We start from the raw sequence: 22464 nt of genomic DNA on the forward strand, positions 1-22464 counted from the left end.
AGCGAGTGAGATGCGATCGCACCTTTTCTCTAAACGGTGCTTTTAGCTAGGCGGAGCCACCGCGCTTTATGATTCAGGCTCAAAGACCTCAAACGTCAGAAATCCTTGAGGCTCATGAAAACAAATTCTGAAGCGATCGAAAAAACCAGCCTTGCCCAGAACATTCAACTTCACGCCCAACTGTTCTGAGAAGCCAATCTGACCAATGAAGCGCTCTGCCCCAAGTTGCACCTCTAAATCATGGAGAAAAATGCGAATCAGCGTCCCACTGCCAACCTGCAACAAAACTTGCCTTCCAGTCTGAAAATCAAACCCAACTTGACGCGCAACACTTGCCTGAAAAACACTGTAAGCCGCACCCGAATCGACATAAACCTCAATCCGCTCCCAACGATCTCCCAACTTCACCCCGATTGGAATAATCGGTTCAAGATTGCCTCGCCTTTGCACATAGGGAAACCGAATCAGAGCCACAAGATACACCTACTAAATCAACAAATCATACGATGTCTCTGGGTGAGGAACATCAATCACTAAGGGCAAAACTTCCACGCCTGCTTCAACAAAAGGACGACACACTTCTTCCCTAGTATCAGCAACGCCTACAATCTGCCCACCTTCGATCGCAACCACTTTACCAGGATATTTTGCAATCAGCTCGTCATAATGAGTCGCAAGCCATTGACTATCAGATGCGAGAATGTCGGCAAGCATTTGGACTTCCATACTCTCAGCCTCATTGACAATATTCTCAATTCTATCAATATGCGATCAATTGTCGGAGTGAATGAGATCGCTCACCTATAATCAACACAGTATTGCAACGATAGAACAGAAGCTCAGTTAGGCAAAATGGCTTAAACTCTTTCAGAAGCATTCAAAAAGTCACTCATTGCGGCAATCGATCGCGCTAGAAATCAGATTACTTAGAAACCTGGTGAAGCCGAACCCCACCTGACAATCCAGAAAAATACCTGAGTAATCCTAACTTTTTATCTGTTGGACAACTAAGAGAACTGTGATGAATCCTCTACTCGAACAGTACGCAGTGAGTACAGAATTTCCAGAAGCGAGCGGCGCTGAACAGCTAGAGATGTTGCAAATGCGCGATCGCCTTTTGGCAGTAGAATCAACGCTTTCCAATCAAGAAAAAGCTCTCCTCAGTCAAGCCGATCGTCGCCTCATCCAGCAAGCCCCACAAGTACTTCTAGAACTCTCTCAGTTTTTAGATTTAGCCGCAACACGACGGATTCAAGACATCCCCGCAGAGCGATGGTGGTGGTATTTAGATGTATTGGCACAAATTCAAGAAAACACTGCACTATCAACCGCGCTAACGTAATTCTTATCGAGCGTCAGATTGAGTGCGATCGTCAGTCTTGCCGTTAAAGCGATCAGGCAACTTAGAATGAAGAAAAGCGATCGCGAGTGATTACGAAATTCATGAAACTTCTGCTGATCGGATTGGTAAGAGGCTATCGTATCGCAATTTCACCGTTGTTTCCGCCGACTTGTCGGTTTTACCCAACCTGTTCACAATATGCGATCGAGGCTTTAGAAACACATGGCGTACTCAAGGGCAGTTGGCTCTCGGTGCGTCGAATTTGTCGCTGTCATCCGCTCAATCCGGGCGGTTATGATCCTGTTCCACCGAAAAAAGATGAAACCTTATCAGAAAGTTGAGATCGCCGAATGCCATGAACCTCTGGTCGAAATTTCAGAGCAGTTCAATCGAGTCACCCCACATCCTTATGCAAAATTAGGCGCACCTTATGGAGAGAAGTCGCCATTTTTTGTCAGAGCAGGAATTCTCGATCGCTTAATTCAAGCCGATGCAGAATTGCAGAAAATTCGACCCGGCTGGAAAATCCAAATCTTTGATGCCTATCGCCCAGTTGCAGTTCAGCAATTTATGGTCGATTACACGTTTACAGAATTAGTCAATGCAAATGGATTGCAATTAGAAACACTTTCAGAAACGCAGAGAGGAGAATTTCAGCAACAAGTCTATCAATTTTGGGCAATGCCGAATCTAGATCCTGCGACACCTCCACCTCATAGTACGGGAGCCGCGATCGATATTACCTTAATTGGTCAAAATGGCAATGTTATCGATATGGGATCAGAAATTGATGAGATTTCAGAGCGATCGTTTCCAAATCATTTTCCACCAGATTCAGAATACGGTCAGCATCGCAAAATTCTATTAAACGCAATGACCGCTACCGGATTTAAGCAGCACTGGAACGAATGGTGGCACTTTTCTTATGGAGATCAGATTTGGGCATGGCTGACAAATCAAGCAGATTCATCAGCCCATGCGATCGCGAAATATGGCAGAGTTTAGCCTTCGATCTTGACGGAAAGAATGCGATCGTTTCCACGAATTGCATTCACAACATCCATATCTTCGGTTTTACCAAAGACAGTATGCACGCCATCGAGGTGAGGCTGTGCAGAATGGCAGATGAAGAATTGGCTGCCGCCCGTGTTGCGTCCAGCATGAGCCATCGATAAGCTGCCTGCTTCGTGCTTGTTCGGATTGATTTCGCAGTTGATTTTGTATCCAGGGCCTCCGGTTCCTGGCATTCCAGGTGCGCCTTCACGCGAGTTTGGACATCCACCTTGGATCATAAAGTTGGGAATGACGCGATGGAATGCAAGCCCATCGTAAAAGCCTTTGTTTGCTAAATCGACAAAATTCTTGACGGTGTTTGGGGCATCCTTGTCAAACAATTCGAGATTGATTGTGCCCTTGTCGGTTTCCATGATTGCGCGAGTCATAATCTAAGCCCTTCGTTTTCGGCTTTTCCATCCTATCAGGGAGATTGAGGATCGAGGCATGGGTGGGAGGGGAAAATGGTGGGGAGTGGGGAGTAGGGAGTAGTCAACCGCATGAATTTTGCAGAGTGGGGAACTAGAGAGCACTCTGAGTCCGGTTTTTTCTAATCCCTCTATCAGATTGATTGTGGTAAACGAGTAGGAAAGTCAGGCAATTTCTCATTCCCCCACTCCCCACTCCCTACAGCTATCACTCAAATTAATACCGATCGCTTAACGCCGCCCGCGCCTGTTCTCGATCGTCAAAATGAATCTTCTCCGTTCCTAAAATTTGATAATCTTCATGCCCCTTGCCTGCAATCAAAACTCCATCTCCCGGTTTTGCCTGCATGATTGCGGTTTTGATGGCAACTGCGCGATCTGCAATTACTGTCGGATTGACTGTATCTGGAATGCCTGCCACGACATCCTTCAAAATCTGCTCTGGATCTTCAGTTCTCGGATTATCAGAAGTTACAATTACTTGATCTGCCAAAGTTGCAGCAATATTTCCCATCTTCGGGCGTTTGGTACGATCGCGATCTCCTCCACAGCCAAACACACAAATCATCTGCCCCGAAATAAACGGACGAGACGCTTTCAGCATGTTTTCCAAACTATCAGGCGTATGGGCATAATCCACAATTACGCTAATGTCTTGATCTGGCTTAATTTGCACTTGCTCCATGCGTCCTGGCACACCAGAGAAACCAGGCAGCGCTTCGACGATCGCACTTAATTCCAATCCAGAATGCAATGCGGCTCCAACTGCAGCAAGTAAATTTGCCAGGTTAAATTGTCCAACTAAAGGCGATTTAAAGGCTGCATCTCCCATTGGCGTATGCAAGGTTCCACTCACACCATCGGACTCATATTGCAAATTGCTGGTGCAAAGGTCGGCTTTCTCTTGAGTGCTATATGTCCAAACTGATTTTGGATCTAGCTTTTCCACCAATTTCTTACCATAAGCATCATCCAGATTGACGATCGCTTTTCCTTTCAAATAGCTCGAATCAAATAACAATGCCTTTGCCGCAAAGTAGTCATCCATATCGCGATGAAAATCGAGGTGATCTTGCGTCAAATTTGTAAAGACTGCCACCTCGAATTCACAACCCAAAGTTCTCCCCTGCGCCAACGCATGAGAACTCACTTCCATCACGGCAAAGTCACAACCTGCATCGATCGCGCTTTTCAACTGATGTTGTAATTCAACCGGAAAAGGAGTGGTATGCAGTGCCGTTTGTTGAAAGCCTTTCCAACGGGTGTAAAGCGTTCCTAATAACGCTGGAGATTTGCCCGATCGCTCTAGCAGATATTCGATTAAATGCGTCGTCGTCGTCTTACCATTCGTGCCAGTCACTCCGATCATTTTGAGCTTTTGGGCAGGAGAGTGATAGAACGTCGTTGCCAGTTGGGCGCAAGTTTGAGCCATATCGCTAGACGGAATCACCAGAGGCGGATTCTCAGATTGAAAGGCAGGATCGCTTTTCGCTTTTTCAGCAGCTTGAGGTGAAACAACGGCAGCGATCGCTCCAGCAGCGATCGCACTTTGCCAAAAATCGCCACCATCCACCCGCGTCCCCGGCATTCCGATAAACACATCTCCAGGCTGAACCGCTAAGGAATTCGTCGTGAGTCCCTTCACTTCGGCTTCCAATGCAGGATGATTCGGGAGTTCTCCCAACGTTGCCAAAAGTTCTCTGAGTTGCATCGCTCTCTCCTTGCCTGAGTTTTTCAGTTTCTAATCGTTTGCTGACATGTAATTCTGTAACATAGATTCCAATTGTGCGATCGACGACCTTGGCGAAGGACGGGGCAGAGCGCGATCGTCGAGATACAAAACCGGAATTTCGTACTGATAAGCCGCAAACCAATCCTCACGAGTGGTGATATCTCGAACCTCAAGATCAAAAGCGAGCGAGTGAATCTGCTCAAGTTTTTCTTGCAATCCTTCACAGAGATGGCATCCTGGCTTACTGTACAGAATTAGTTTCATTTGTATTCTCGTCGTAACTCACTGAAATCTTATGTCTAAAACAGTTCTCATTACGGGTGCATCGACGGGAATTGGTCGATCGACGGCAATTTTGTTTGCCGAAAAAGGCTGGAACGTAATTGCAACCATGCGAAATCCAGAAAAGGCAAATTTCTCATCCGACAAGATACACGTTCTGCCGCTAGATGTGACAAATTCAGATTCGATTCACACTGCGATCGCAAAATCTCTTGAATTCGGCAAAATTGATGTTCTCGTCAACAATGCAGGCTATGGTCTCATGGGCGCATTCGAGAATTGCTCCCCTGCTCAAATCCAGCGGCAGTTTGACACGAATGTATTCGGATTAATGGAAGTTACACGCGCCTTATTGCCGCATTTTCGAGAGTCCCGGTCGGGCGTGATTATCAACGTTGCCTCGATCGGTGGAAAAATGTCTTTTCCAACTTACTCGCTCTATAACTCGACAAAATGGGCAGTAGAAGGCTTTTCAGAAGGATTGCAGTACGAATTAGAGCAATTCAATATTCGAGTCAAACTGATCGAACCTGGCCCGATTAAAACGGACTTCTACGATCGCTCTCCTGAGATTGCGACTTCAGATCTCAAGGTTTACGACGAGTACGTCAACAAGATCATTCCGAAGATGAACCAAGCTGGAGAAAAAGCACCTGCACCCGAAGTCGTTGCCAAGGCGATTTACAAAGCTGCAACCGATCCGTCTCGAAGACTGCGATATCCAGCTGATCCGGGCGCATGGACTGCGGTGATCTTAAGAAAGCTCCTGCCCAGCCATATCTTTAGTACAATTATTCGCAGTAACTTTCACTGATCGGTATGGTCAAAATTCTCCACCTGTCGGACATTCATCTTGGAAGCGGGTTTGCTCACGGCAAGATTAACCCTGAAACTGGGTTGAATACTCGACTGGAGGATTTTGTCGCTACCTTGGCGCGCTGTATCGATCGCGCGATTTCTGAGTCAGTTGACTTAGTACTATTTGGCGGTGATGCTTTTCCGGATGCGACTCCGCCACCTTATATTCAGCAAGCCTTTGCGCGTCAATTTCGTCGCTTAGTGGATGCAGACATTCCAGCCGTTCTACTCGTTGGCAATCATGACCAACATTCTCAAGGAGTTGGAGGCGCAAGTTTGTGCATTTATCGAACCTTGTGCGTTCCGAATGTGATTGTAGGCGATCGCTTAGAAACGTATCGCCTTCAAACCCGCAGCGGAGACGTGCAGATCATTACCTTGCCGTGGTTAACGCGATCGACGTTATTAACGCGACCCGAAACCGAAGGATTATCCATGTCGGATGTCGGGCATTTATTACTCGATCGATTACGAGTTGCAATGGAAGGCGAAATTCGCAAGCTCGATCCAGAAATCCCAACGGTTCTCCTCGCGCATTTAATGGTTGATGCTGCTCACTACGGCGCAGAGCGGTTTCTTGCGGTTGGAAAAGGATTCACAATTCCATTGGAGTTTCTAACTCGCGACGCGTTCGATTATGTGGCATTGGGACATGTGCATCGACATCAAATTTTGTCAGAAGATCCGTTCGTCGTGTATCCAGGAAGTATTGAACGAGTTGATTTTAGTGAAGAACACGAAGAGAAAGGCTTTGTTTTAGTCGATCTAGAACGTGGCTCTACAGCGATCAAGTTTTGTCCTTTGCCAGTGCGATCGTTCTGCACAATTGAAGTAGATTTAACCGAATCCGACACGCCTCAAGCCGATTTACTCAAAGCGATCGCAAAAAGAGACATCACCGATGCAGTCGTGCGTGTCATTTATCAAGTTCGCCCAGAGCAAATTGACTTAATCGATGATGCAATTTTGCATGAAACGTTAGAAGTTGCTCATACTTACACGATTCAGGCAGGCTTAATCAGTCAAATGTCGCGATCGCGCTTACCAGAATTGGGCGTTGGCAGCGCGATCGCACCTCTAGATGCATTGCAGGCCTATTTAGCCAATCGAGAAGACCTGAAGCTTTTAGCAGAACCGATTCTAGAAGCAGCAAAAGCTTTGCTCGCTCAAGAAGAGTTTTACATCGAAACAGAAGCAGGCGTTGAAGAGACGCAGTTGCGGTTACTGTAGACGAGCAATACTAGTAAAAACACTGATTTGTGGAGTTGAGAATATACAGTACTACTACTTACGTATTAGCTTCACGATTCGGGCAATTTTAATAAAGACTTAGTTAATTGCTTTAGAGATCAAGGTGATTTCTCGACAGTTCGCTAAGATTTAGTCATGAAAGCCCCATAGAAACGACGAAATCTATGCAATTAGACTGCGTTCAGCAGGTCTAAAACATACCAGTATTCACCTAGATTCAGACTAGAGAATCATGAAAAAAATTAATAAAAGCAGCGTGTTTGCGATCGCTTGTACCGCATTCATGGGCGCTTTTGGAAATTCTCACGCAACCGCAGCAACCTTAAATCTCACAAATTCAGGCTTGCAAAATGGAACATTAAACGGAGCATTCTTTCAAGAGATTGATCCAAATGATCCAGCCGGGACAGGCGTTTTGAACTCTTTCGTGCGGTTACAATCTCCTGGCAACAGCACTGTTGAAGAAGGCTACAACACAGACGCTCGCCCTTTGCAGTTCAATGAGAATAACAGCCCGCAATTTACGAGATCGCTCAAACTCAGCGATGTTCCAATTTTTACGATTGGAGGCGTGAAATATCGCCAGTTTGTCTTGGACATCAACGAGCCGAATGCCACTCCCAGAGACCAAGACAAGCCCCTAATTGACCTAGAGAAATTGCAAATTTTCTTGGGCAACGCAGGCAACTTGGTGAATTATCCAACCTTCGGTGGCAATGCCGTGAAAATCTTTGATTTAGATGGCAACGAGGACAACACCGTCAAACTCCGGGATACCAACGCAGGAAGTGGCAGAGCTGATCTCTTGACTTACATCCCTGACAGCCTATTTTCCGGTCCCAATCAGTATGTATATCTGTACTCGAAGTTTTCAGGTGCAGAAGGTGGATTTGAAGAATGGGCAGTGCAGGTGAAAGAAAAACCTGATACTCCACCTAAATCTGTACCAGAACCCGCAGCGTTTGCAGGATTGGGCTTGGTCGCTGGAGCAATGACCTTTGCTCGCCGTCGTAAGTCGAGTCAAACTGCTTAGACCTAATTTTCCGCTGATTTGCCTGTCATCTCGCAAATCAGCGAGAACTGCGTCAGTTTGGAAAATCTGGTGTTAAAATCTGGTCGATATCCTAGAGTCGATCGTTATGCGCTGGTCTACAGTTCTGAAATTCTTCCTTGGTGTGCTGCTTGCGATCGCAATTTTGGCGGCTGGCGGGCTAGTTGCAGCACGGGTGATGATCGCGCGGCTATCTGTGCCGCCCTCGAAACCGATGTTTCCGAACGATACACCTACAACAAAACCACCAGCAGCAAAGCCTGCGGCAACAGCAAAACCGACAGCGGCAAAAACCGAAACTTCTGCAACCCCGCTTCCAACTGGAGCTTTCCCGGCAAAGGTAACGCAATCGATCGGGCTAGTGATCCGCGATGCACCTTCGCTGGACGCTGTTTCTATCGGTGGGGTTGATTTTAATCAGCAAGTGACGGTGATTGAAACCAGCGCAGATGGAAGCTGGCAAAAAATCCGTTTGGCTAACAATACAGAAGGATGGGTGCGCGCTGGAAATGTCGAGAAAGTGAGTAACTAAGTTCGGAACATATCCTGCTTGAGTTTCGACCTCGCTCAAACCGTGAAAAAACTTAGCGATCGATCACGTGTTGAGTGGACTTGAATCGTGGAAACTCTTCATTGAGATATAGCAATGCTAAAAAGAGTGGGGAGTTCTTCCTAAGAGATCAAAACTTCCCACTCTTTTTAGCATTTACACTTCAAACAGAATTGCTCTACAAACCCAAGACTTCAACAGCCTTTGCCATGACTTCATCAGGATCAAAAGGTTTCGTCAAATAGAGATTTGCTCCCACTTCGGCTCCTTTTTGCTTGTCAAATTCCTGACCTTTGGCAGTCAGTAGAATGATATAGATATCTTCAATCTCCTGCTTGACCGTCTGACACACTTCAAACCCGTTCATAAACGGCATCATCACATCCAAAAACACAAGTTGTGGACGTTCCGATTGGATCACCTCGATCGCTTCTTTTCCATTCGTCGCAGTCAAAAGCTCAACATCTTGATCCTCAAGCTCCTCTAAGGTCTGCTCTAGTAACAAACGAATATGAGGCTCATCGTCAACAATCAAAATTTTCATGATTCTATCCTCTAGTACAGTACTTCAAATACATCAACCGTCTGGGTTTTACCTTTCACAGTCAATGTCCCAACTTCTCGAAACGAAAAGCGATCTTTCGCTGCCTCATAGACATTGCGATTGACTAAAATCTGCCCCCCCTTCGCAACCGACTGCAAGCGAGAGGCAACATTCACTTCATCGCCGATCGCCGTATAGTCCATATGCTGCGGAGAACCAATATTGCCAACAATCACGCGCCCTGAACTAATGCCAATCCCCGTCAGAAAATGCTTCTGAATCCAATCAATCGGGATTGTCCGAATTCTTTGCTGCATCGCGATCGCGCTTTTGATCGCACAAGTCTCATGATGACTCACCTCAAAAGGCGCACCAAACAACGCCACAATCATGTCACCCACAAATTTATTGACCGTGCCTTGGTGAGTAAAAATCTCATCCACCATATGCGTAAAGTAAGTGTTGAGATATTCCACCATCTCAGTTGGCGGCAACTGTTCGCATTGCTGAGTAAAATTGCGAATATCCGAGAATAAAACGCTGATTTGTCGATACTCTGGAACCAGCGAAAAGCTCCCACTCGCATCGAGAATCGCTTGCACAAGCTGCGCGGGCACATAGCGCTCAAGATTACTTTTGACTCGTTCTTGATGCAATCGTTGCTTGTGCAAAAGCGCATTCTCTAGAGCGGATGCGGCTTGCGAAGCTAGCGTATTGAGTAACTTTAAATCAGCTGCGGTGTACGTAATCGCCTGTTCGCTGCCGAGCATCATGACCCCGATCGTGCGATCGCTCACCTTCAAAGGAGCCGCAATCAAGGCATGGAGCTTCGATTCTTCTGGATTACACCTTGCATCTGAGTAAACCTCATTGACGATATCGCTTTTTTGATGTTCTAGAACTGCTTCTAAGATTCCATCCTGCAATTGAGTCGGTGAATTTCCAAACGCGGTAATGACCTCTAACTCAGCCGCTTTCAGGAGCATCACAGCCCCACAATCACTTTGAATCGATCGCTTCGCTTCACTGAGCACTAAAGCCGCGACTGCTTCGACTTCTAGGCTTGCAGTCATTTTTTCAGAAAGATTGTGGAGCAGAGTTACTTCTTTATAGCGATCGAGCGTTTCCTGAGCCAACGTTTTTTTCTCAATCTCTCGGGCAGCAATGTAGCTCAGAACCGATGCAAAAGTTGCTTCACCAATCACATAGCCGATCAGTTCTCCATCGACCTGAATCGGATATTTCGATGATTCAGTCGGCGTGCCCCAAATTGTCTGCCCTTCACGATCTTGAATTGAAACTGAAGTTGCACTGAGCGCTTGAAGACGAGCCAGAATCTCCTTGACCTCAGATTTAGCAACGAGTCGTTTCAAGCGAATGGGAACCATGATGTTCTGCAACTAATAAAAACACAGCGTTTTGTAACCCTTCAGCTTGTGAAAGATCCTGCGCCCTATCTGAGTGTTCCCAAAATTTGACGCTGGCAATGACCATATCCGGTTGGGTAGATGCAACTTTCTTGAGTAATTCTGCATCGTTCGTTGCTTCAACTGCGGTAAAGCCTTTCGAGCGAAGAATATCCACAAGAATCTTCGAGGTCGTTTCATTCTCATCGACTACCAGAATTTTGCGCGGGGATCTCCCTTGAGCGATTAACGATTCGACTTCTTGGCAAAGCACTTCTAAGTTGATGGGTTTCGTGAGATGGCGATCGATTCCCAACGAATGACAGCGTTCAGGCGCATCGACGATCGACAAAATAATCAAGGGAATTCCCATCGTCTGAGGATGATGCCGCAAGACCGCAGCCACATCAAACCCGTTCATTTCAGGCATCATCACATCCAGAATGATCAAATGAGGAAGCGATTCCTTCGCCATCTGAATAGCTTCTTTGCCATCTCTAGCTTCTTCGACCTGATAGCCTTCTGTTTCTAACTGTTGGCGCAGCAGCGCACGAATCGGAGCTTCATCATCCACGATCAAAATCCGTTTTTGCGTTGCATTGACCTCACTACCCTGCTGTAATTGCTGAATCAATGCACTGAAATCAATTTCTCTGATGTGAGTCGGAGAAGCAGAACTCGGCAAGCTAAATGAGAACGTACTGCCTTTGCCAATTTCACTCTCGACCCAGATCTGTCCATCATGATGCTCGATAATTTGCTTACAGATCGGCAACCCTAACCCGGTTCCAGTTGGCTTATCGGTCAGCGTATCTCCCACTTGCTTAAACTTCTCAAAGACTTTGGGCTGATCTTCAGGACTGATGCCAATGCCCGAATCTGTAATACTCACCACAATCGTGTCGCCTTGCCGAGCAACTTTACACGTAATATCGCCGCTGTCGGTAAATTTGATCGCGTTCGAGAGCAGATTGATCACGACCTGGATTAAGCGATCGCGATCGCCAACCAATTGCGGCAAATGTGGATCAAATTGTTCTACTAAGGTGAGATTCTTCGCTTGCAGTAAGGCAGACGTTGCCGCGATCGCACGTTCTACAACTTCGGTAATCTGAAGTGGCTCAGATTTCCAGTCCACTTTACCGGCTTCCATTTTGGCAATGTCGAGCACATCGTTGATCAACGCGGTTAATCGCATTCCTTCAGACACGATGATGTCGATATTGTCATTGACCTGACGTGCCGCTCGCTGCATTTTCTTATCAGTCGTATCCAGTGAGGGGAAAACAACCTCCTCTAGCTTTTTCTTAATGAGTTTGGCAAAGCCTAAAACTGAAGTCAGCGGTGTTCTCAGTTCATGAGAAACCGTTGAAATGAAGTCGGTTTTCATCTGATCGACTTCTTTTTCAGCCGTAATATCATGAATTAAAACAACAGTTCCAATCTTAATTCCTGTCCCATCCAGAATTGATGTAGCAACTGCCTTACCAACACTGCCTTGAGCAATTTCAACTTCAGTCACCAGTGTTTCTTGATTTTGCGATCGCTCGATCAGATTCACTAAGTCTTGCTTAAAAATGGCTTGAACTGACTTGCCATTCAAAGATTGTTCTTCTAAGCCAAACAGTTTAAGCAGTGCCGGATTGTAGCAAGTAATACTTCCCTCGGTATCACTAACAAGTAATCCATCAGCCAAGTTATCTAGAATTGTTGCTAGATATGCCAGAGTCGATTGCAGTTGCTGACTGGTCGCTTGTAATTGATTGTTTAATGCCGTTTCTTGCTCAGCTCGCTCGCGAATTTCTTCCCAGTGCTTCAACTGTGTGAGTGCAGTAATCATAACTACAACGAGCAGTCCTGCCATGACCATCGTTAGCGTATTCAACGCATTTAATTGCTCTTCTAAGTTCTCACGTGGAATGACTAATGCAACTGACCAATTTGCACGACGAATCGGCATATAAGCAACATAAACCGATCTGTGATCGAGTGTGACCATTTCAACGCCTTGTTTGCGGGCTGTCATCGACCGAGCGATCGCGGCAAGAGTTGAATCAGTATTCTGGGTTAAACTCTTTAGCCCTTCAGTAAATGCTGAGTTAGGATGAGCGATCGCAACGCCTTGAGCATCGAGCGCAAACGCATAGCTTCCTTTGCCAAGCTGAGTTGCTGAAATTGCTCTTGTTACTTCAGCAATGGGAATGTTTCCTGCAAGAATACCCGTTACTTTCGACTGCTCATTTACGGGTAAATTGTAGAAAGATAAGCTTTTCGATCGCATTTCTGCTCGATCTTTGTCCGTTGCTTTCGCCAACGGAATTGACCAAACTGGCACAGCAATATTAATTTGCCGTTTGCCTGTGGTACGGGAAATAATCAAATCGGAGACGTTCGATTCTCCTTTCATAGATTTTTGGAAATATTCGCGATCGCTCAAGTTCTTCCCGGTTGCAAATCCGCCTCTTGTTGTGGCATACGAGCCATCCGGATTGACTAAGATAAACATCCAGAAGTCAGCCAGTCGATCTTGTTCTAGCTGTAAGAACGGCTCTGCAATCTCCCAATTCATCGATCGGACTTCGACGCTATTCGACATTGACTCGACTTCGCCTAAGCGCCGATTCAGCCAAGAATCAATCTCTAATCCCGCAGATTGCACTTTCAGTAATGCATTTTCTTTGAGTGTGCTGAGAATAATACCCCGCACAATCCAATAGCTCGTAAACGCAGTCACTCCCACAGCAGCGATAAAGCTACCATGTAGTAGTAAAGATACGATTTTACGACGAGTCATTGATTTCATAGGATTCCTCTGGCAGGTTATTTAGCGAATAGGGCAAGCGTCAGCTTTCGAGCAGAAACAAACAGCAGAAACACTCCCAAACAGAACATCCCGGCTAAGTTCAAGTGGGCAGGTGCATAGAAAAATTGGTCAGCCGAAAAGATAAAAAGTAGCGTGATCACCGAAAAAGGCATTGACATCGCCAGCATTGCTGTTGCAAAGCCTAAGTCAAAGAATTGTTCAGCTTGTGCCGGGTATAGTTCATTAATTTTGGTGGTATGTAACAATGCCCAGAGGCTACAAGATGCTTGCGGAAGTGCCACATACAAAGCTGTTGCTTCGATCGAAGTGGGTTGCAGCACCACGATCGCGCAGCTACTCAGCAAAAATCCAACCCCTGCTCGCCCAAGCAAAATCACCAAGATTTTACTCGCTTCTAGTAATTTCAATTTCAGCGAAATTCCCACATACATGAGAATGAGGGGAGTTGAGCAAAGCGCAATTTTCTGAATTGTTTCGACTAAAACGTTGGGAAGTGTGCCTGCATTTAGCCCAAATGTTGCCAAAGCCATCCCCAATACGATCGCAATATTCACAGGTTCAGTCAGTAAAAATTTTCCTAGTTCAACCCATTGAATTTTGCTATTTTGCTGTTGCGATCGAGCGACCCATAAGTAAGCCAGAATATACAAGCCAATCAGCACAAAAATCTTGTTCCCCATATCTGCCAACGCTGCCCAAGCAAGCCCCTGTCGCCCGACAAACTGCTCAATAAAGGGGTAAACGGTAAGACCCGGCGCAAGCGATGGAAACATCAGGATTAAAGCTCTCGCCTGCGCCGCATTCTTCCGGTCTAGTACTAACGGCGTAAACAGAATGCCGAGAATTAAGAGATAGAAGTTAACACAGAGCGCAAACGCAGGAAGTAAAACTAAATTTAGGCTCGTGTTGATCTCAATGGTCGATAGAAAGATAGTTGCAGGGAGCGCAGCACTTAAGATGAATGTGCGTAAAACTGCGGTGGAATTCGGTGCAGAAAATTTCGGTTTGAGCAGATAGCCAATGCCGATGAGCAATAGAAGGGAGACAACTTTTTCGAGAATTAAGGGGTTCATGCGCGGGTAGCTCTCTGCACGTTTCCTTAGTACCCAAAAATCACCTCAAGAACGACATCTCCGCAATAATTCGGTCGTCCTTGAAAAACTCAGAAGCCTATCTTCGTGACTTTCCACATCATCAACCAATTATTGAGAGATGATCTTCATTGCTATCTAGCTTAATTAGAAATATTTGCAATTATTTACAATATAGGAATCAAAAAAATGTCGAGGTAAAGGTTTTATCTTTACTTACCAATTGCTTTATGTCTCAGTATTGACATTAATTCTTAGTAAGTGGTAGGGTCGCTATTGACCTTAGTTCCCAATAAAGTGGAGCAAGTTATCTAGTGTGAGTTGAGTGATGTCTAATATTGTTCGAGGTTTGGCAGGGCTTTCAGGCTTGGCACTGTCTGTTTTTTTAATGCAAACAGGAGAGGCTGCTGCTTCCGAAGTGCGATCAGTAGATGAGAATTTACTAGGAGAAAGTACATTAAAGCAGGTTACTTCCGTTTCCCAATTATCCGATGTGCGTCCGACTGACTGGGCATTTCAGGCGCTCCAGTCTCTAGTAGAACGATACGGATGTATCGCAGGCTATCCTGATCGAACTTATCGCGGCAATCGCGCCCTAACCCGCTATGAATTTGCAGCAGGATTAAATGCCTGTCTCGATCGTGTCAATGAGTTAATCGCCGCAGCAACAGCAGACCTCGTTAAAAAAGAAGATCTAGCAGCATTGCAAAAGCTACAAGAAGAGTTTGCTGCAGAACTTGCTACCTTACGAGGTCGAGTAGATTCACTTGAAGCTCGAACCACGACATTAGAAAAACAGCAATTCTCCACGACGACAAAGCTCCGTGGAGAAGTCATCTTCTCAGGTGCGAGTGTTTTTGGGGATGAAAGAGCAGGTGGCGGCGCTTTGAGCGATAATCCGACCTTCTCTTATCGGGCACGATTGAATTTTGAGAGTAGCTTTACAGGCAAAGATCAACTGCGCGTCAGATTACAAGGTCGCAACGTTATTCCTCTCAGCGGCAGTGCGACTGGAACCAATATGACGCGGCTTTCTTATGATGGAGATAGTGGCGGACAGGTTGGAGTTGATGACTTGTACTATCGCTTTCCGTTGGGAGATAACACTCGGGTTTGGCTGATCGCGAATGCTTATGGCTCGGAAAATATCGCGAATCCATTGAATCCATTTTTGCAAAGTGATGGCAGTGGTGCTTTATCGCGGTTCGGTCGTTATAGTCCCATCTATCGAGCCGTAGATGGACCCGGTGTTGCTTTAGAACATAAATTTGGCAATACCGCTACGCTCTCGCTTGCTTATCGTGCCCGAAATGCAAGTTCTCCTGAAGAGAAAGCAGGACTATTTGATGGCAATCATAGCGCTCTAGCCCAGTTGATCTTGAGTCCTAGCAGAAACTTGAGTGTTGGTTTAACCTACGCGCGCGCTTACTACTCGGGGACAGCGGTGGATACAACTGGTAGTACAGGCAGCGCCTTTGCTCAAAGACCCTTCGGCAATACGGCAACGCTGACAAATTCTTATGGCGCGATCGCAAGTTTTCGAGTCAGCCCACAGTTTAATATCTCTGGTTGGGTTGGATTGACCAATGCAGAAGCAAAAGCTGGGGTGAACCGAGGTGCAGATGCAGACATTTTCAATTGGTCAGTGGCCTTAGTGATGTAGAAAAGTCCTGAAACGTCTGATTTATCGAGAGTCTCATGTGAGACAAGAATGGCTTGGGCGGGGCAAATTGTGAGAGGCTTAAGTTCCTACACAAAAACAATCTCATGCAACTGCCCCATCTGTATCGTGAACTAATCGACCAATTCCGTCAATGGATTCAACCGCGTGACCAACGGCACTTAGAGGGCGTATCCGAAGCGGTTGCTGCAATTCTACAATCCGAGAGCGCCTGCTTGAATCATTGGTTGCCCTATTTGAGCCATCGCGGTTGTACCGCCCGCAGTCACCATGCTCGCTTGAATTACTTACTGACCAATCCGCAGGTCAATGCTGAAACCTTCTATGTTCCATTATTGCAGCAATTGCTCTGTGCCTTTGCCGGGACAGACTTGCTGCTGACGCTCGATACCAGTGTGTTGTGGGATCAGTTCTGTTGGATTGGGGTCTGCTTTGTTTGGGGTGGACGCTCGTTCACCTTAGCTCAGATGGTTTTGGAACATGGCAGTGCAACAGTTGCTTTTGAAGCTTATCTTCCTGTCTTAGAGCAAGTTTTCAGCCTGTTGCCCTCTGATTGTCGGGTGACGCTGCTGGCAGACCGTGGCTTTGAGCATGGCGAACTGATGCGGTGGTGCAATCGACACGCATGGGACTGGTTGATTCGGGCTAAAAGCAATCTCACGATTACCCTCGCTCCCGGTGTATCGCAGTCTGTTGCTCAATTGCTGTCTCCAGTCGAGCAGGCTTACTTGTTCCCGAACGTGACAATTCTCGAAGACATCCCCTGCCATCTCGCCACTGCTACACTGCCAGGGGGACAAGAGCCTTGGGCTGTCCTCAGTAGCCAACCCCCTTCATTACAGACGTTTGAGCGCTATGGTCATCGCTTTGGCGGAATTGAACCGCACATTAAAGACTACAAATCTGCTGCCTTTGACATCATTGGCTCTCATTTACGCGATGCCACAGGGCTTACCCGTCTGTTCATGCTGCTCGATATGGCAACGCTGATTGCTTTGGTTTTAGGCTTTTTGCTCGTGCGTTGCGGTCAACGCAAACGGCTCGATTCCCATCCAGAGCGAGGCTTGAGTTTTCTGCAACTTGGTTTGCGCTATCTCAAACAACTTCGTCATTTGGGTCAACCCTTGCCCCGATTTCAGCCTCTGCCACGTCGGAGTCCACCGACGGCATGTGCTTCTCAAAGTAAGCGCGATCGTTTAAATCAAAGGATTCTATTCTCCAAAGTCACCACGTTCTCATCGTGAGACAGCAAAAAGTTTTCTACATCACTAAGGGTCAGTGGCTCTAGCATTTCCTGACTTAGGCAAAAAAGGGAATTTAGGCGGCATCATTGTGGGAATGCCACCGAAAGCAACGAGTAATGATGTCGCAGCTCGCGAAGACCGTGATACTTCGCTGCATCTAGAAGCGCTTTACCGTTATCAAGTCTCCGATAAGATTTCGATCACACCTGGTTTAATGGTGATCTTGAATCCTGAGCATAATCGGAACAATGATACGCAATATGTGGGAGTCGTCAGAACGACGTTCTCTTTCTAGATCTTTATTCTTTTCTTCACACCTTCGACTCTCCAGAGCAATCCGGAGAGTTTTTTTGTGAGGGAGCCGAACTTGAAAGCATGTACCGATATCGATCGAGCTTGTCACTTTCATCCCAAATTGACTGGTCATCATCTCAAGGACTTTTCATACCATCGATCGATGATTGAGAGGCGGAAATCGCTTGCAAGCCTGTGACCAATCGTTGAATTCCTTCGATCGCGGTTTCCTTCTCTAATGCTCCATAGCCAACTCGGAGATAACATCCCTCTTTCAGCCCAAACGTGAATCCTGGCAAGACTGCGACCTGATGATCTCGAATCAATTGCTGGACTAACTCCATCGCATCTAAATCAGTCTGCACTTTCAGCAAAAAGTAGAATGCTCCCTCTGCTTTTGGCACGGTACACAGATGCGGAATGGTTTCTAATTTTGCCAAAACAATTTCTCGGACTTGGGCGATCGCGTTTAACTTTTCCTGACAATACGCTCTCCCCGCTTGCAATGCTCCCACCGCTGCAAACTGAGACACCACCGCCGGACAAATCACATTCGTATCCTGAATTTTTTGCACGGATTCCAACAAAAATTTCGGAATCACCATATACCCAATCCGCCAACTCGCAAATCCATAAGCCTTCGACAGACTGAAGAGCGAAATTGTATGGTTAGCACTTTCAGCAATGCTGCCTGCTGAAAAATGTTCAACCCCATAAGTGAAATATTCGTAAGCCTCATCTGTAATGTGAAAGCAATTGTGTTGGCGACAGATCTGATTCACTTCTCGCAAGGCTGATTCAGGATAAACTACCCCAGTCGGATTATTCGGTGAAATCGTCACGACTGCGCGCGTTCGCTGCGTCATTGCTGCCCGAATCAAATCAGGTTGGATTTGATAATGGTCATCCGTCGGTACAAGAACGGCTCGACAGCTTGCCAGATCGATCGCCATTTCATGATTAAAGTAAAACGGCGTTTGCAAAATGATTTCATCGCCTGGATCGGCGATCGCCAAAACCACATTCAAAAACGCCATATTGCTGCCAGCAGTCACGACAATTTCGCGATCGCTTAAATCAATTCGATTTTCTGTAGTTAACTTCTGAGCGATCGCGGATTTCAATTCTGGAATTCCTTCTACCGCTTGATACTTGTGATTTGCAGGGTCAGCGAGAAAATTGGTGATTTGGGCGATCGCCTGACCAGGAGGCGGATAATTTACGACACCTTGCCCTAAGGAAATCGTTCCGGGGGTTTGCCGAATCAACTCTCCTACGATCGGAATAATTGGCGACTGAACCGCTCTCATCCGCATCGAATCCTGCATCTTTCAATCTCTCCCTCTGCAAATCCAAAATTCAAACTTTCAAAATCCAAAATCCTTCTCTAACTCTGGCACAATGTTCTGTACTCATTTACTCGAATGAAGCAACATGATTTCTACGCTACAAACCGCGCTCACCAACCGCCACGCACTCAAAATCATCAGTGGCTTAAACAACTTTGATGCCAATAACGTCGCCTCGGTGATCAAAGCTGCCGATCTCGGTGGTGCGACCTTCGTTGATATCGCTGCCGATGCGACCTTGATCCGTATGGCAAAACAACTGACCGATCTGCCAATCTGCGTCTCTGCGGTCGAACCTGAAGCTTTCACAATGGCAGTCGAAGCAGGCGCAGATTTAATTGAAATCGGTAACTTCGATAGCTTCTACGCTCAAGGTCGCCGCTTTGAAGCTGAAGAAGTTTTAGCCTTGACTCACGCAACTCGCGCACTCTTGCCGAACATCATGTTATCGGTCACTGTTCCTCACATCTTGCCGCTCGATCAGCAAGTTGAACTCGCAGAACAGTTAGTCAAAGCAGGCGCAGACGTGATCCAAACCGAAGGCGGCACTTCTTCGAGTCCTGAGCACGCTGGAGCATTAGGTTTAATCGAAAAAGCTGCTCCAACTTTAGCAGCGGCTTACGAAATCTCCAGAGTCGTGACCGTTCCCGTACTCTGTGCATCTGGTCTCTCTAGCGTTACGGCTCCTCTCGCGATCGCGGCTGGAGCTTCTGGAATCGGAGTCGGCAGTGCCATTCACAAACTCAACGATGAACTGGCAATGATCGCTGTGGTTCGTTCGTTAGTCGAATCTCTGACCCGCGCATCCGTCAACGTTTAAAGACAAAAAACCGGAACGGCTTAAACCTGTTCCGGTTCTCATCTTTGAGCAACTGATTTGAGCACCTTAGAGCAAACGGAAAATAAACGGGTAGCGATACGCTTCATCTGGCTTGCCAATGCAATGGAGCAACGCCACGATCGTTAATCCCCAGTGCAGTAAGAATCCGAATGCAATCACCGGAAAGAACAGCCACCCACCTAATCCGAAGGTAATAAATGAGAGGAATGCGATCGGTGTACCAATGACGATCGCCCAGAACCAAACATTCAAGTGAAAATTCATCGATTCTTTTGCGTTGGCTTTCACCACTGGATCATCTGAAAGCAAATTGATCGCAAACGGTACACCAAACGAAAACAGAGTGGTACTAAAGAAAATTGAGCCGTGACTGAGGCAGGATAACAAGCGGCGCTTATCGGGATTAAAAGTGGTTTGCATCCTGGAGTTCTCCTATAGTGCTTTCGATTTACAGGTTGATCTTATCGTTTTGTATCTTGCCTGTAGTAGTGAAGCTTACCGCACTTCTAACGGTTCCCGCCTTTTCCTTTAGGCATATTAATTTCAGACTAAACGGAACTCTCACGAGAACGGTTAGCCGAAATCCTCGATCGATTTCAGACCGATTAAACGCCTCGTTGCGGCTGCGATGGGTTTTGTGCGTTCAAAATGAGCTGATATCGTCGCAAAATCGACTGGCTATAAGCTGCAATACTCGGATATCGATGTCCTGCATAATATTGCGTCTTAGTTGAGGTATATTTCTCCGGTTTCCCGCTGTACCACCAAGCGGCGACTCGTTGAATTGCGATCGCAACATTTCCACGACTTGCCACAATTGACTTCTGCCAGTACTGATTTAGCTTAAAATCCACGATCGCGATTTGCAATTCAGGGCTTGCCAAAAAGTCTTTTCTTGACACAGAAAAGCCCAACGCTTCTTTCGACCATTGCGGCAAATTTTCTGGCATGACTTGAGCATATCCCAACGCACCAGAATGTCGATTAACCGCTTGGAAATTTGCACCACTTTCCTGCCCAATAATTGCTTGGCGGATCAGCATAACCTCTGGTGCAATCTGCGTTTGAGGTTTAATTTCTAAACTGATGAACGTCGAAAATGAATCAACAATATCTGCCGCATAAACAGGCGAGTTTGTAACAAGTGGAGATGCGATCGCAAAAACAAGAATACTCGTAATCTCAGGCAAACGAAATCGGGTACAAAAGCTCTTCGCTTGAAAATTCAGACTCATTCAGGTAAAGAAGAAACGAACTCAAAAAGTCTACAGGTATCTGTGTCTTTTGTTGAATATGATTGAAATTTCTGATGCGTTCGATCGAGGAAAACAGAATAAAAAAATCGTTTTTATAAGAGATTTTCATAAAAAAAGCTGGATGTCTTAGACATCCAGCCCTCCCAATTCACATGAAAAAGAATTAGACCGCAGCAGCCGTTTTGTTCGTTACTGCATTCAATTCGCCTTTCTTGTATTTAACAGCAAACAATTCCATCGGTTGCTGTTTGATTTTGCTCGCTTGACCTGCTGCACCAAATTGGTTGTAACGGTCAGCACAAACTTTTTGCATGTACTTGATCGACGGTTTCAAGAAGTGGCGGGGGTCAAACTCTTTCGCGTTTGATGCCAAAGCTTCACGAACCGCAGCAGTGATTGCCAAACGGTTGTCGGTATCGATGTTGACTTTACGAACACCCGACTTGATGCCTTTTTGAATTTCTTCAACAGGAACACCATAGGTTTCAGGAATCGCACCGCCGTATTGGTTGATCAACGCGATCAAATCTTCAGGAACCGAAGAAGATCCGTGCATCACCAAGTGAGTGTTCGGCAAACGACGGTGAATTTCTTCAATCCGGCTGATTGCCAAGATTTCACCCGTCGGCTTGCGAGTGAACTTGTAAGCACCGTGGCTGGTTCCAATTGCAACTGCCAATGCGTCTACTTGAGTCCGCTCAACGAAGTCAACCGCTTCATCGGGATCGGTCAACAGCATCGAGTGATCCAATTCACCTTCAAACCCGTGACCATCTTCCGCTTCACCTTTTCCGGTTTCGAGCGATCCGAGACAGCCCAACTCACCTTCGACCGAAGCGCCGATCGCATGAGCGACCTTCACCACTTCCGAAGTCACAGCCACGTTGTATTCGTAGCTCGAAGGAGTCTTCGCATCTGCTTCTAAAGAACCGTCCATCATGACGCTGGTGAAGTTATTCTTCAGCGCCGTGTAGCAAGTTGCAGGCTCATTTCCATGATCTTGGTGCATCGCGATCGGAAGATGAGGATAGGTTTCAACTGCCGCCAAAATCAAGTGGCGGAGGAAATTTTCACCAGCGTAGTTCCGTGCACCACGCGAAGCTTGCAGAATGACCGGGCTATCGGTTTCATGGGCAGCAAACATGATCGATTGGATCTGCTCCATGTTGTTGACGTTAAATGCAGGGATGCCGTAACCGTTTTCAGCCGCGTGATCCAGCAACAGCCGCATCGGGACAAGCGCCATATCGAATTCTCCTGGTTATCTCAGCAAGGTCTGTTTTCACAAACTTAATTGTTACGATAATCTTAAGGCAATTTTTGCCTCTGTAGTCGTCGAATTTCCAGGTTTGTTAGGTAAAAATAGCTATTAAATATTCTGATAGGT

At 46.4% G+C, this 22464-nt stretch carries 23 protein-coding genes and 1 pseudogene; 11 read left to right on the plus strand and 13 right to left on the minus strand.

All coding sequences use genetic code 11. The annotated features are described in order from the left end of the window. Window positions 1-66 precede the first annotated feature (66 nt). Together ACMUEV_RS23105 and ACMUEV_RS23110 are read right to left on the minus strand one after the other, a co-directional pair. A complete protein-coding gene (locus ACMUEV_RS23105) occupies window positions 67-474 on the minus strand; it encodes a hypothetical protein (protein ID WP_190651907.1) in 408 nt (135 codons plus the stop codon). Window positions 475-486: 12 nt separating this feature from the next. Then, the gene (locus ACMUEV_RS23110) at window positions 487-726 is read right to left on the minus strand and encodes a DUF5678 domain-containing protein (RefSeq protein ID WP_190651906.1); all 240 of its coding nucleotides are present in this window, start codon (window positions 724-726) and stop codon (window positions 487-489) included. A 295-nt stretch (window positions 727-1021) separates the two neighbouring features. Here ACMUEV_RS23110 and ACMUEV_RS23115 point away from each other — a divergent pair, with 295 nt between their 5' ends. The 3 genes from ACMUEV_RS23115 to ACMUEV_RS23125 all read left to right on the plus strand — a co-directional run bounded on the left by ACMUEV_RS23115 (window position 1022) and on the right by ACMUEV_RS23125 (window position 2347). Further along, window positions 1022-1342 (plus strand): hypothetical protein, encoded by a 321-nt coding sequence (locus ACMUEV_RS23115; protein WP_190651905.1) that lies wholly within the window; start codon window positions 1022-1024, stop codon window positions 1340-1342. A 101-nt stretch (window positions 1343-1443) separates the two neighbouring features. Next, window positions 1444-1683: a membrane protein insertion efficiency factor YidD gene (yidD, locus tag ACMUEV_RS23120; protein WP_190651904.1), complete on the plus strand. Its 240-nt coding sequence runs from the start codon at window positions 1444-1446 to the stop codon at window positions 1681-1683. Continuing rightward, complete coding sequence (locus ACMUEV_RS23125; RefSeq protein ID WP_190651903.1) at window positions 1661-2347, plus strand: M15 family metallopeptidase; 687 nt, start codon at window positions 1661-1663, stop codon at window positions 2345-2347. The genes yidD and ACMUEV_RS23125 overlap by 23 nt, the downstream gene beginning before the upstream one ends. Here ACMUEV_RS23125 and ACMUEV_RS23130 read toward each other — a convergent pair. The 3 genes from ACMUEV_RS23130 to ACMUEV_RS23140 form a co-directional block, all read right to left on the minus strand. After that, on the minus strand, window positions 2344-2784 hold the full coding sequence (locus ACMUEV_RS23130) for a peptidylprolyl isomerase (protein ID WP_017286739.1): 441 nt from the start codon (window positions 2782-2784) through the stop codon (window positions 2344-2346). The genes ACMUEV_RS23125 and ACMUEV_RS23130 overlap by 4 nt on opposite strands. 256 nt (window positions 2785-3040) lie before the next feature. After that, window positions 3041-4534, minus strand: coding sequence for a UDP-N-acetylmuramoyl-L-alanyl-D-glutamate--2,6-diaminopimelate ligase (locus ACMUEV_RS23135; protein ID WP_190651902.1), 1494 nt, complete (start codon window positions 4532-4534; stop codon window positions 3041-3043). 30 nt (window positions 4535-4564) lie between these two features. Beyond that, window positions 4565-4819 (minus strand): glutaredoxin family protein, encoded by a 255-nt coding sequence (locus tag ACMUEV_RS23140; protein WP_190651901.1) that lies wholly within the window; start codon window positions 4817-4819, stop codon window positions 4565-4567. 31 nt (window positions 4820-4850) lie between these two features. Here ACMUEV_RS23140 and ACMUEV_RS23145 point away from each other — a divergent pair, with 31 nt between their 5' ends. From ACMUEV_RS23145 to ACMUEV_RS23160, 4 genes are all read left to right on the plus strand, one after another. Continuing rightward, window positions 4851-5651 (plus strand): SDR family oxidoreductase, encoded by an 801-nt coding sequence (locus ACMUEV_RS23145; RefSeq protein ID WP_190651900.1) that lies wholly within the window; start codon window positions 4851-4853, stop codon window positions 5649-5651. A 5-nt stretch (window positions 5652-5656) separates the two neighbouring features. Further along, on the plus strand, window positions 5657-6925 hold the full coding sequence (gene sbcD / locus ACMUEV_RS23150; protein ID WP_190651899.1) for an exonuclease subunit SbcD: 1269 nt from the start codon (window positions 5657-5659) through the stop codon (window positions 6923-6925). A 253-nt stretch (window positions 6926-7178) separates the two neighbouring features. Next, on the plus strand, window positions 7179-7979 hold the full coding sequence (locus ACMUEV_RS23155; RefSeq protein WP_199329550.1) for a PEP-CTERM sorting domain-containing protein: 801 nt from the start codon (window positions 7179-7181) through the stop codon (window positions 7977-7979). A 106-nt stretch (window positions 7980-8085) separates the two neighbouring features. After that, complete coding sequence (locus tag ACMUEV_RS23160) at window positions 8086-8529, plus strand: SH3 domain-containing protein (protein ID WP_190651898.1); 444 nt, start codon at window positions 8086-8088, stop codon at window positions 8527-8529. Between the two features lie 196 nt (window positions 8530-8725). Here the strand turns inward: ACMUEV_RS23160 and ACMUEV_RS23165 are convergent, their stop codons facing one another. From ACMUEV_RS23165 to ACMUEV_RS23180, 4 genes are read right to left on the minus strand one after another with little or no spacing between them, the layout of a single operon-like run. Further along, the gene (locus ACMUEV_RS23165; RefSeq protein ID WP_017286732.1) at window positions 8726-9091 is read right to left on the minus strand and encodes a response regulator transcription factor; all 366 of its coding nucleotides are present in this window, start codon (window positions 9089-9091) and stop codon (window positions 8726-8728) included. Between the two features lie 11 nt (window positions 9092-9102). Next, window positions 9103-10479, minus strand: a complete 1377-nt coding sequence (locus ACMUEV_RS23170) for an adenylate/guanylate cyclase domain-containing protein (RefSeq protein WP_190651897.1) — start codon at window positions 10477-10479, stop codon at window positions 9103-9105. Beyond that, window positions 10445-13300 (minus strand): ATP-binding protein, encoded by a 2856-nt coding sequence (locus ACMUEV_RS23175; protein WP_348251643.1) that lies wholly within the window; start codon window positions 13298-13300, stop codon window positions 10445-10447. The genes ACMUEV_RS23170 and ACMUEV_RS23175 overlap by 35 nt, the downstream gene beginning before the upstream one ends. 17 nt (window positions 13301-13317) lie before the next feature. Further along, entirely contained in the window at window positions 13318-14394 is a 1077-nt protein-coding gene (locus tag ACMUEV_RS23180) for an AEC family transporter (protein ID WP_190651895.1), read from the minus strand. Between the two features lie 346 nt (window positions 14395-14740). On the opposite strand from ACMUEV_RS23180, the gene ACMUEV_RS23185 reads away from it, so the two are divergent. The 3 genes and pseudogenes from ACMUEV_RS23185 to ACMUEV_RS23195 all read left to right on the plus strand — a co-directional run. Continuing rightward, a complete protein-coding gene (locus ACMUEV_RS23185; protein WP_242044497.1) occupies window positions 14741-16075 on the plus strand; it encodes an iron uptake porin in 1335 nt (444 codons plus the stop codon). Window positions 16076-16179: 104 nt separating this feature from the next. Beyond that, complete coding sequence (locus ACMUEV_RS23190; RefSeq protein ID WP_415354608.1) at window positions 16180-17337, plus strand: transposase; 1158 nt, start codon at window positions 16180-16182, stop codon at window positions 17335-17337. A gap of 31 nt (window positions 17338-17368) precedes the next feature. Then, window positions 17369-17632, plus strand: a pseudogene (locus ACMUEV_RS23195) (iron uptake porin); the annotation flags it as partial. A 136-nt stretch (window positions 17633-17768) separates the two neighbouring features. On the opposite strand, the gene ACMUEV_RS23200 reads toward ACMUEV_RS23195, so the two are convergent. Next, the gene (locus ACMUEV_RS23200; RefSeq protein WP_190649023.1) at window positions 17769-18959 is read right to left on the minus strand and encodes a pyridoxal phosphate-dependent aminotransferase; all 1191 of its coding nucleotides are present in this window, start codon (window positions 18957-18959) and stop codon (window positions 17769-17771) included. Between the two features lie 106 nt (window positions 18960-19065). Between ACMUEV_RS23200 and ACMUEV_RS23205 the strand changes: the two genes are divergently transcribed. Beyond that, window positions 19066-19800, plus strand: coding sequence for a DUF561 domain-containing protein (locus ACMUEV_RS23205; protein WP_190649026.1), 735 nt, complete (start codon window positions 19066-19068; stop codon window positions 19798-19800). 66 nt (window positions 19801-19866) lie between these two features. Here ACMUEV_RS23205 and ACMUEV_RS23210 read toward each other — a convergent pair whose 3' ends face one another. The 3 genes from ACMUEV_RS23210 to fba form a co-directional block, all read right to left on the minus strand. Further along, window positions 19867-20241, minus strand: coding sequence for a DUF4870 domain-containing protein (locus ACMUEV_RS23210; protein WP_190649030.1), 375 nt, complete (start codon window positions 20239-20241; stop codon window positions 19867-19869). A gap of 185 nt (window positions 20242-20426) precedes the next feature. Further along, the gene (locus ACMUEV_RS23215) at window positions 20427-21056 is read right to left on the minus strand and encodes a lytic transglycosylase domain-containing protein (RefSeq protein ID WP_190649033.1); all 630 of its coding nucleotides are present in this window, start codon (window positions 21054-21056) and stop codon (window positions 20427-20429) included. A 184-nt stretch (window positions 21057-21240) separates the two neighbouring features. Beyond that, the gene (gene fba / locus ACMUEV_RS23220) at window positions 21241-22323 is read right to left on the minus strand and encodes a class II fructose-bisphosphate aldolase (protein WP_017286723.1); all 1083 of its coding nucleotides are present in this window, start codon (window positions 22321-22323) and stop codon (window positions 21241-21243) included. Window positions 22324-22464: the final 141 nt, after the last annotated feature.

This window comes from Leptolyngbya sp. FACHB-1624 (assembly GCF_047649235.1).
GTDB classification, from domain to species: Bacteria; Cyanobacteriota; Cyanobacteriia; order Leptolyngbyales; family Leptolyngbyaceae; genus Leptolyngbya; species Leptolyngbya boryana.

What these genes read in the sequence shown, in the direction of transcription:
- ACMUEV_RS23165 (WP_017286732.1), bottom strand. Translation starts at nt 9,091, where the DNA reads ATGAAAATTTTGATTGTTGACGATGAGCCTCATATTCGTTTGTTACTA.
- ACMUEV_RS23155 (WP_199329550.1), top strand. Translation starts at nt 7,179, where the DNA reads ATGAAAAAAATTAATAAAAGCAGCGTGTTTGCGATCGCTTGTACCGCA.
- ACMUEV_RS23180 (WP_190651895.1), bottom strand. Translation starts at nt 14,394, where the DNA reads ATGAACCCCTTAATTCTCGAAAAAGTTGTCTCCCTTCTATTGCTCATC.
- ACMUEV_RS23145 (WP_190651900.1), top strand. Translation starts at nt 4,851, where the DNA reads ATGTCTAAAACAGTTCTCATTACGGGTGCATCGACGGGAATTGGTCGA.
- ACMUEV_RS23175 (WP_348251643.1), bottom strand. Translation starts at nt 13,300, where the DNA reads ATGAAATCAATGACTCGTCGTAAAATCGTATCTTTACTACTACATGGT.
- ACMUEV_RS23200 (WP_190649023.1), bottom strand. Translation starts at nt 18,959, where the DNA reads ATGCAGGATTCGATGCGGATGAGAGCGGTTCAGTCGCCAATTATTCCG.
- ACMUEV_RS23215 (WP_190649033.1), bottom strand. Translation starts at nt 21,056, where the DNA reads ATGAGTCTGAATTTTCAAGCGAAGAGCTTTTGTACCCGATTTCGTTTG.
- sbcD (WP_190651899.1), top strand. Translation starts at nt 5,657, where the DNA reads ATGGTCAAAATTCTCCACCTGTCGGACATTCATCTTGGAAGCGGGTTT.
- ACMUEV_RS23160 (WP_190651898.1), top strand. Translation starts at nt 8,086, where the DNA reads ATGCGCTGGTCTACAGTTCTGAAATTCTTCCTTGGTGTGCTGCTTGCG.
- ACMUEV_RS23110 (WP_190651906.1), bottom strand. Translation starts at nt 726, where the DNA reads ATGGAAGTCCAAATGCTTGCCGACATTCTCGCATCTGATAGTCAATGG.
- ACMUEV_RS23125 (WP_190651903.1), top strand. Translation starts at nt 1,661, where the DNA reads ATGAAACCTTATCAGAAAGTTGAGATCGCCGAATGCCATGAACCTCTG.
- ACMUEV_RS23170 (WP_190651897.1), bottom strand. Translation starts at nt 10,479, where the DNA reads ATGGTTCCCATTCGCTTGAAACGACTCGTTGCTAAATCTGAGGTCAAG.
- ACMUEV_RS23210 (WP_190649030.1), bottom strand. Translation starts at nt 20,241, where the DNA reads ATGCAAACCACTTTTAATCCCGATAAGCGCCGCTTGTTATCCTGCCTC.
- ACMUEV_RS23190 (WP_415354608.1), top strand. Translation starts at nt 16,180, where the DNA reads ATGCAACTGCCCCATCTGTATCGTGAACTAATCGACCAATTCCGTCAA.
- ACMUEV_RS23140 (WP_190651901.1), bottom strand. Translation starts at nt 4,819, where the DNA reads ATGAAACTAATTCTGTACAGTAAGCCAGGATGCCATCTCTGTGAAGGA.
- ACMUEV_RS23115 (WP_190651905.1), top strand. Translation starts at nt 1,022, where the DNA reads ATGAATCCTCTACTCGAACAGTACGCAGTGAGTACAGAATTTCCAGAA.
- fba (WP_017286723.1), bottom strand. Translation starts at nt 22,323, where the DNA reads ATGGCGCTTGTCCCGATGCGGCTGTTGCTGGATCACGCGGCTGAAAAC.
- ACMUEV_RS23135 (WP_190651902.1), bottom strand. Translation starts at nt 4,534, where the DNA reads ATGCAACTCAGAGAACTTTTGGCAACGTTGGGAGAACTCCCGAATCAT.
- ACMUEV_RS23185 (WP_242044497.1), top strand. Translation starts at nt 14,741, where the DNA reads ATGTCTAATATTGTTCGAGGTTTGGCAGGGCTTTCAGGCTTGGCACTG.
- ACMUEV_RS23130 (WP_017286739.1), bottom strand. Translation starts at nt 2,784, where the DNA reads ATGACTCGCGCAATCATGGAAACCGACAAGGGCACAATCAATCTCGAA.
- ACMUEV_RS23205 (WP_190649026.1), top strand. Translation starts at nt 19,066, where the DNA reads ATGATTTCTACGCTACAAACCGCGCTCACCAACCGCCACGCACTCAAA.
- yidD (WP_190651904.1), top strand. Translation starts at nt 1,444, where the DNA reads ATGAAACTTCTGCTGATCGGATTGGTAAGAGGCTATCGTATCGCAATT.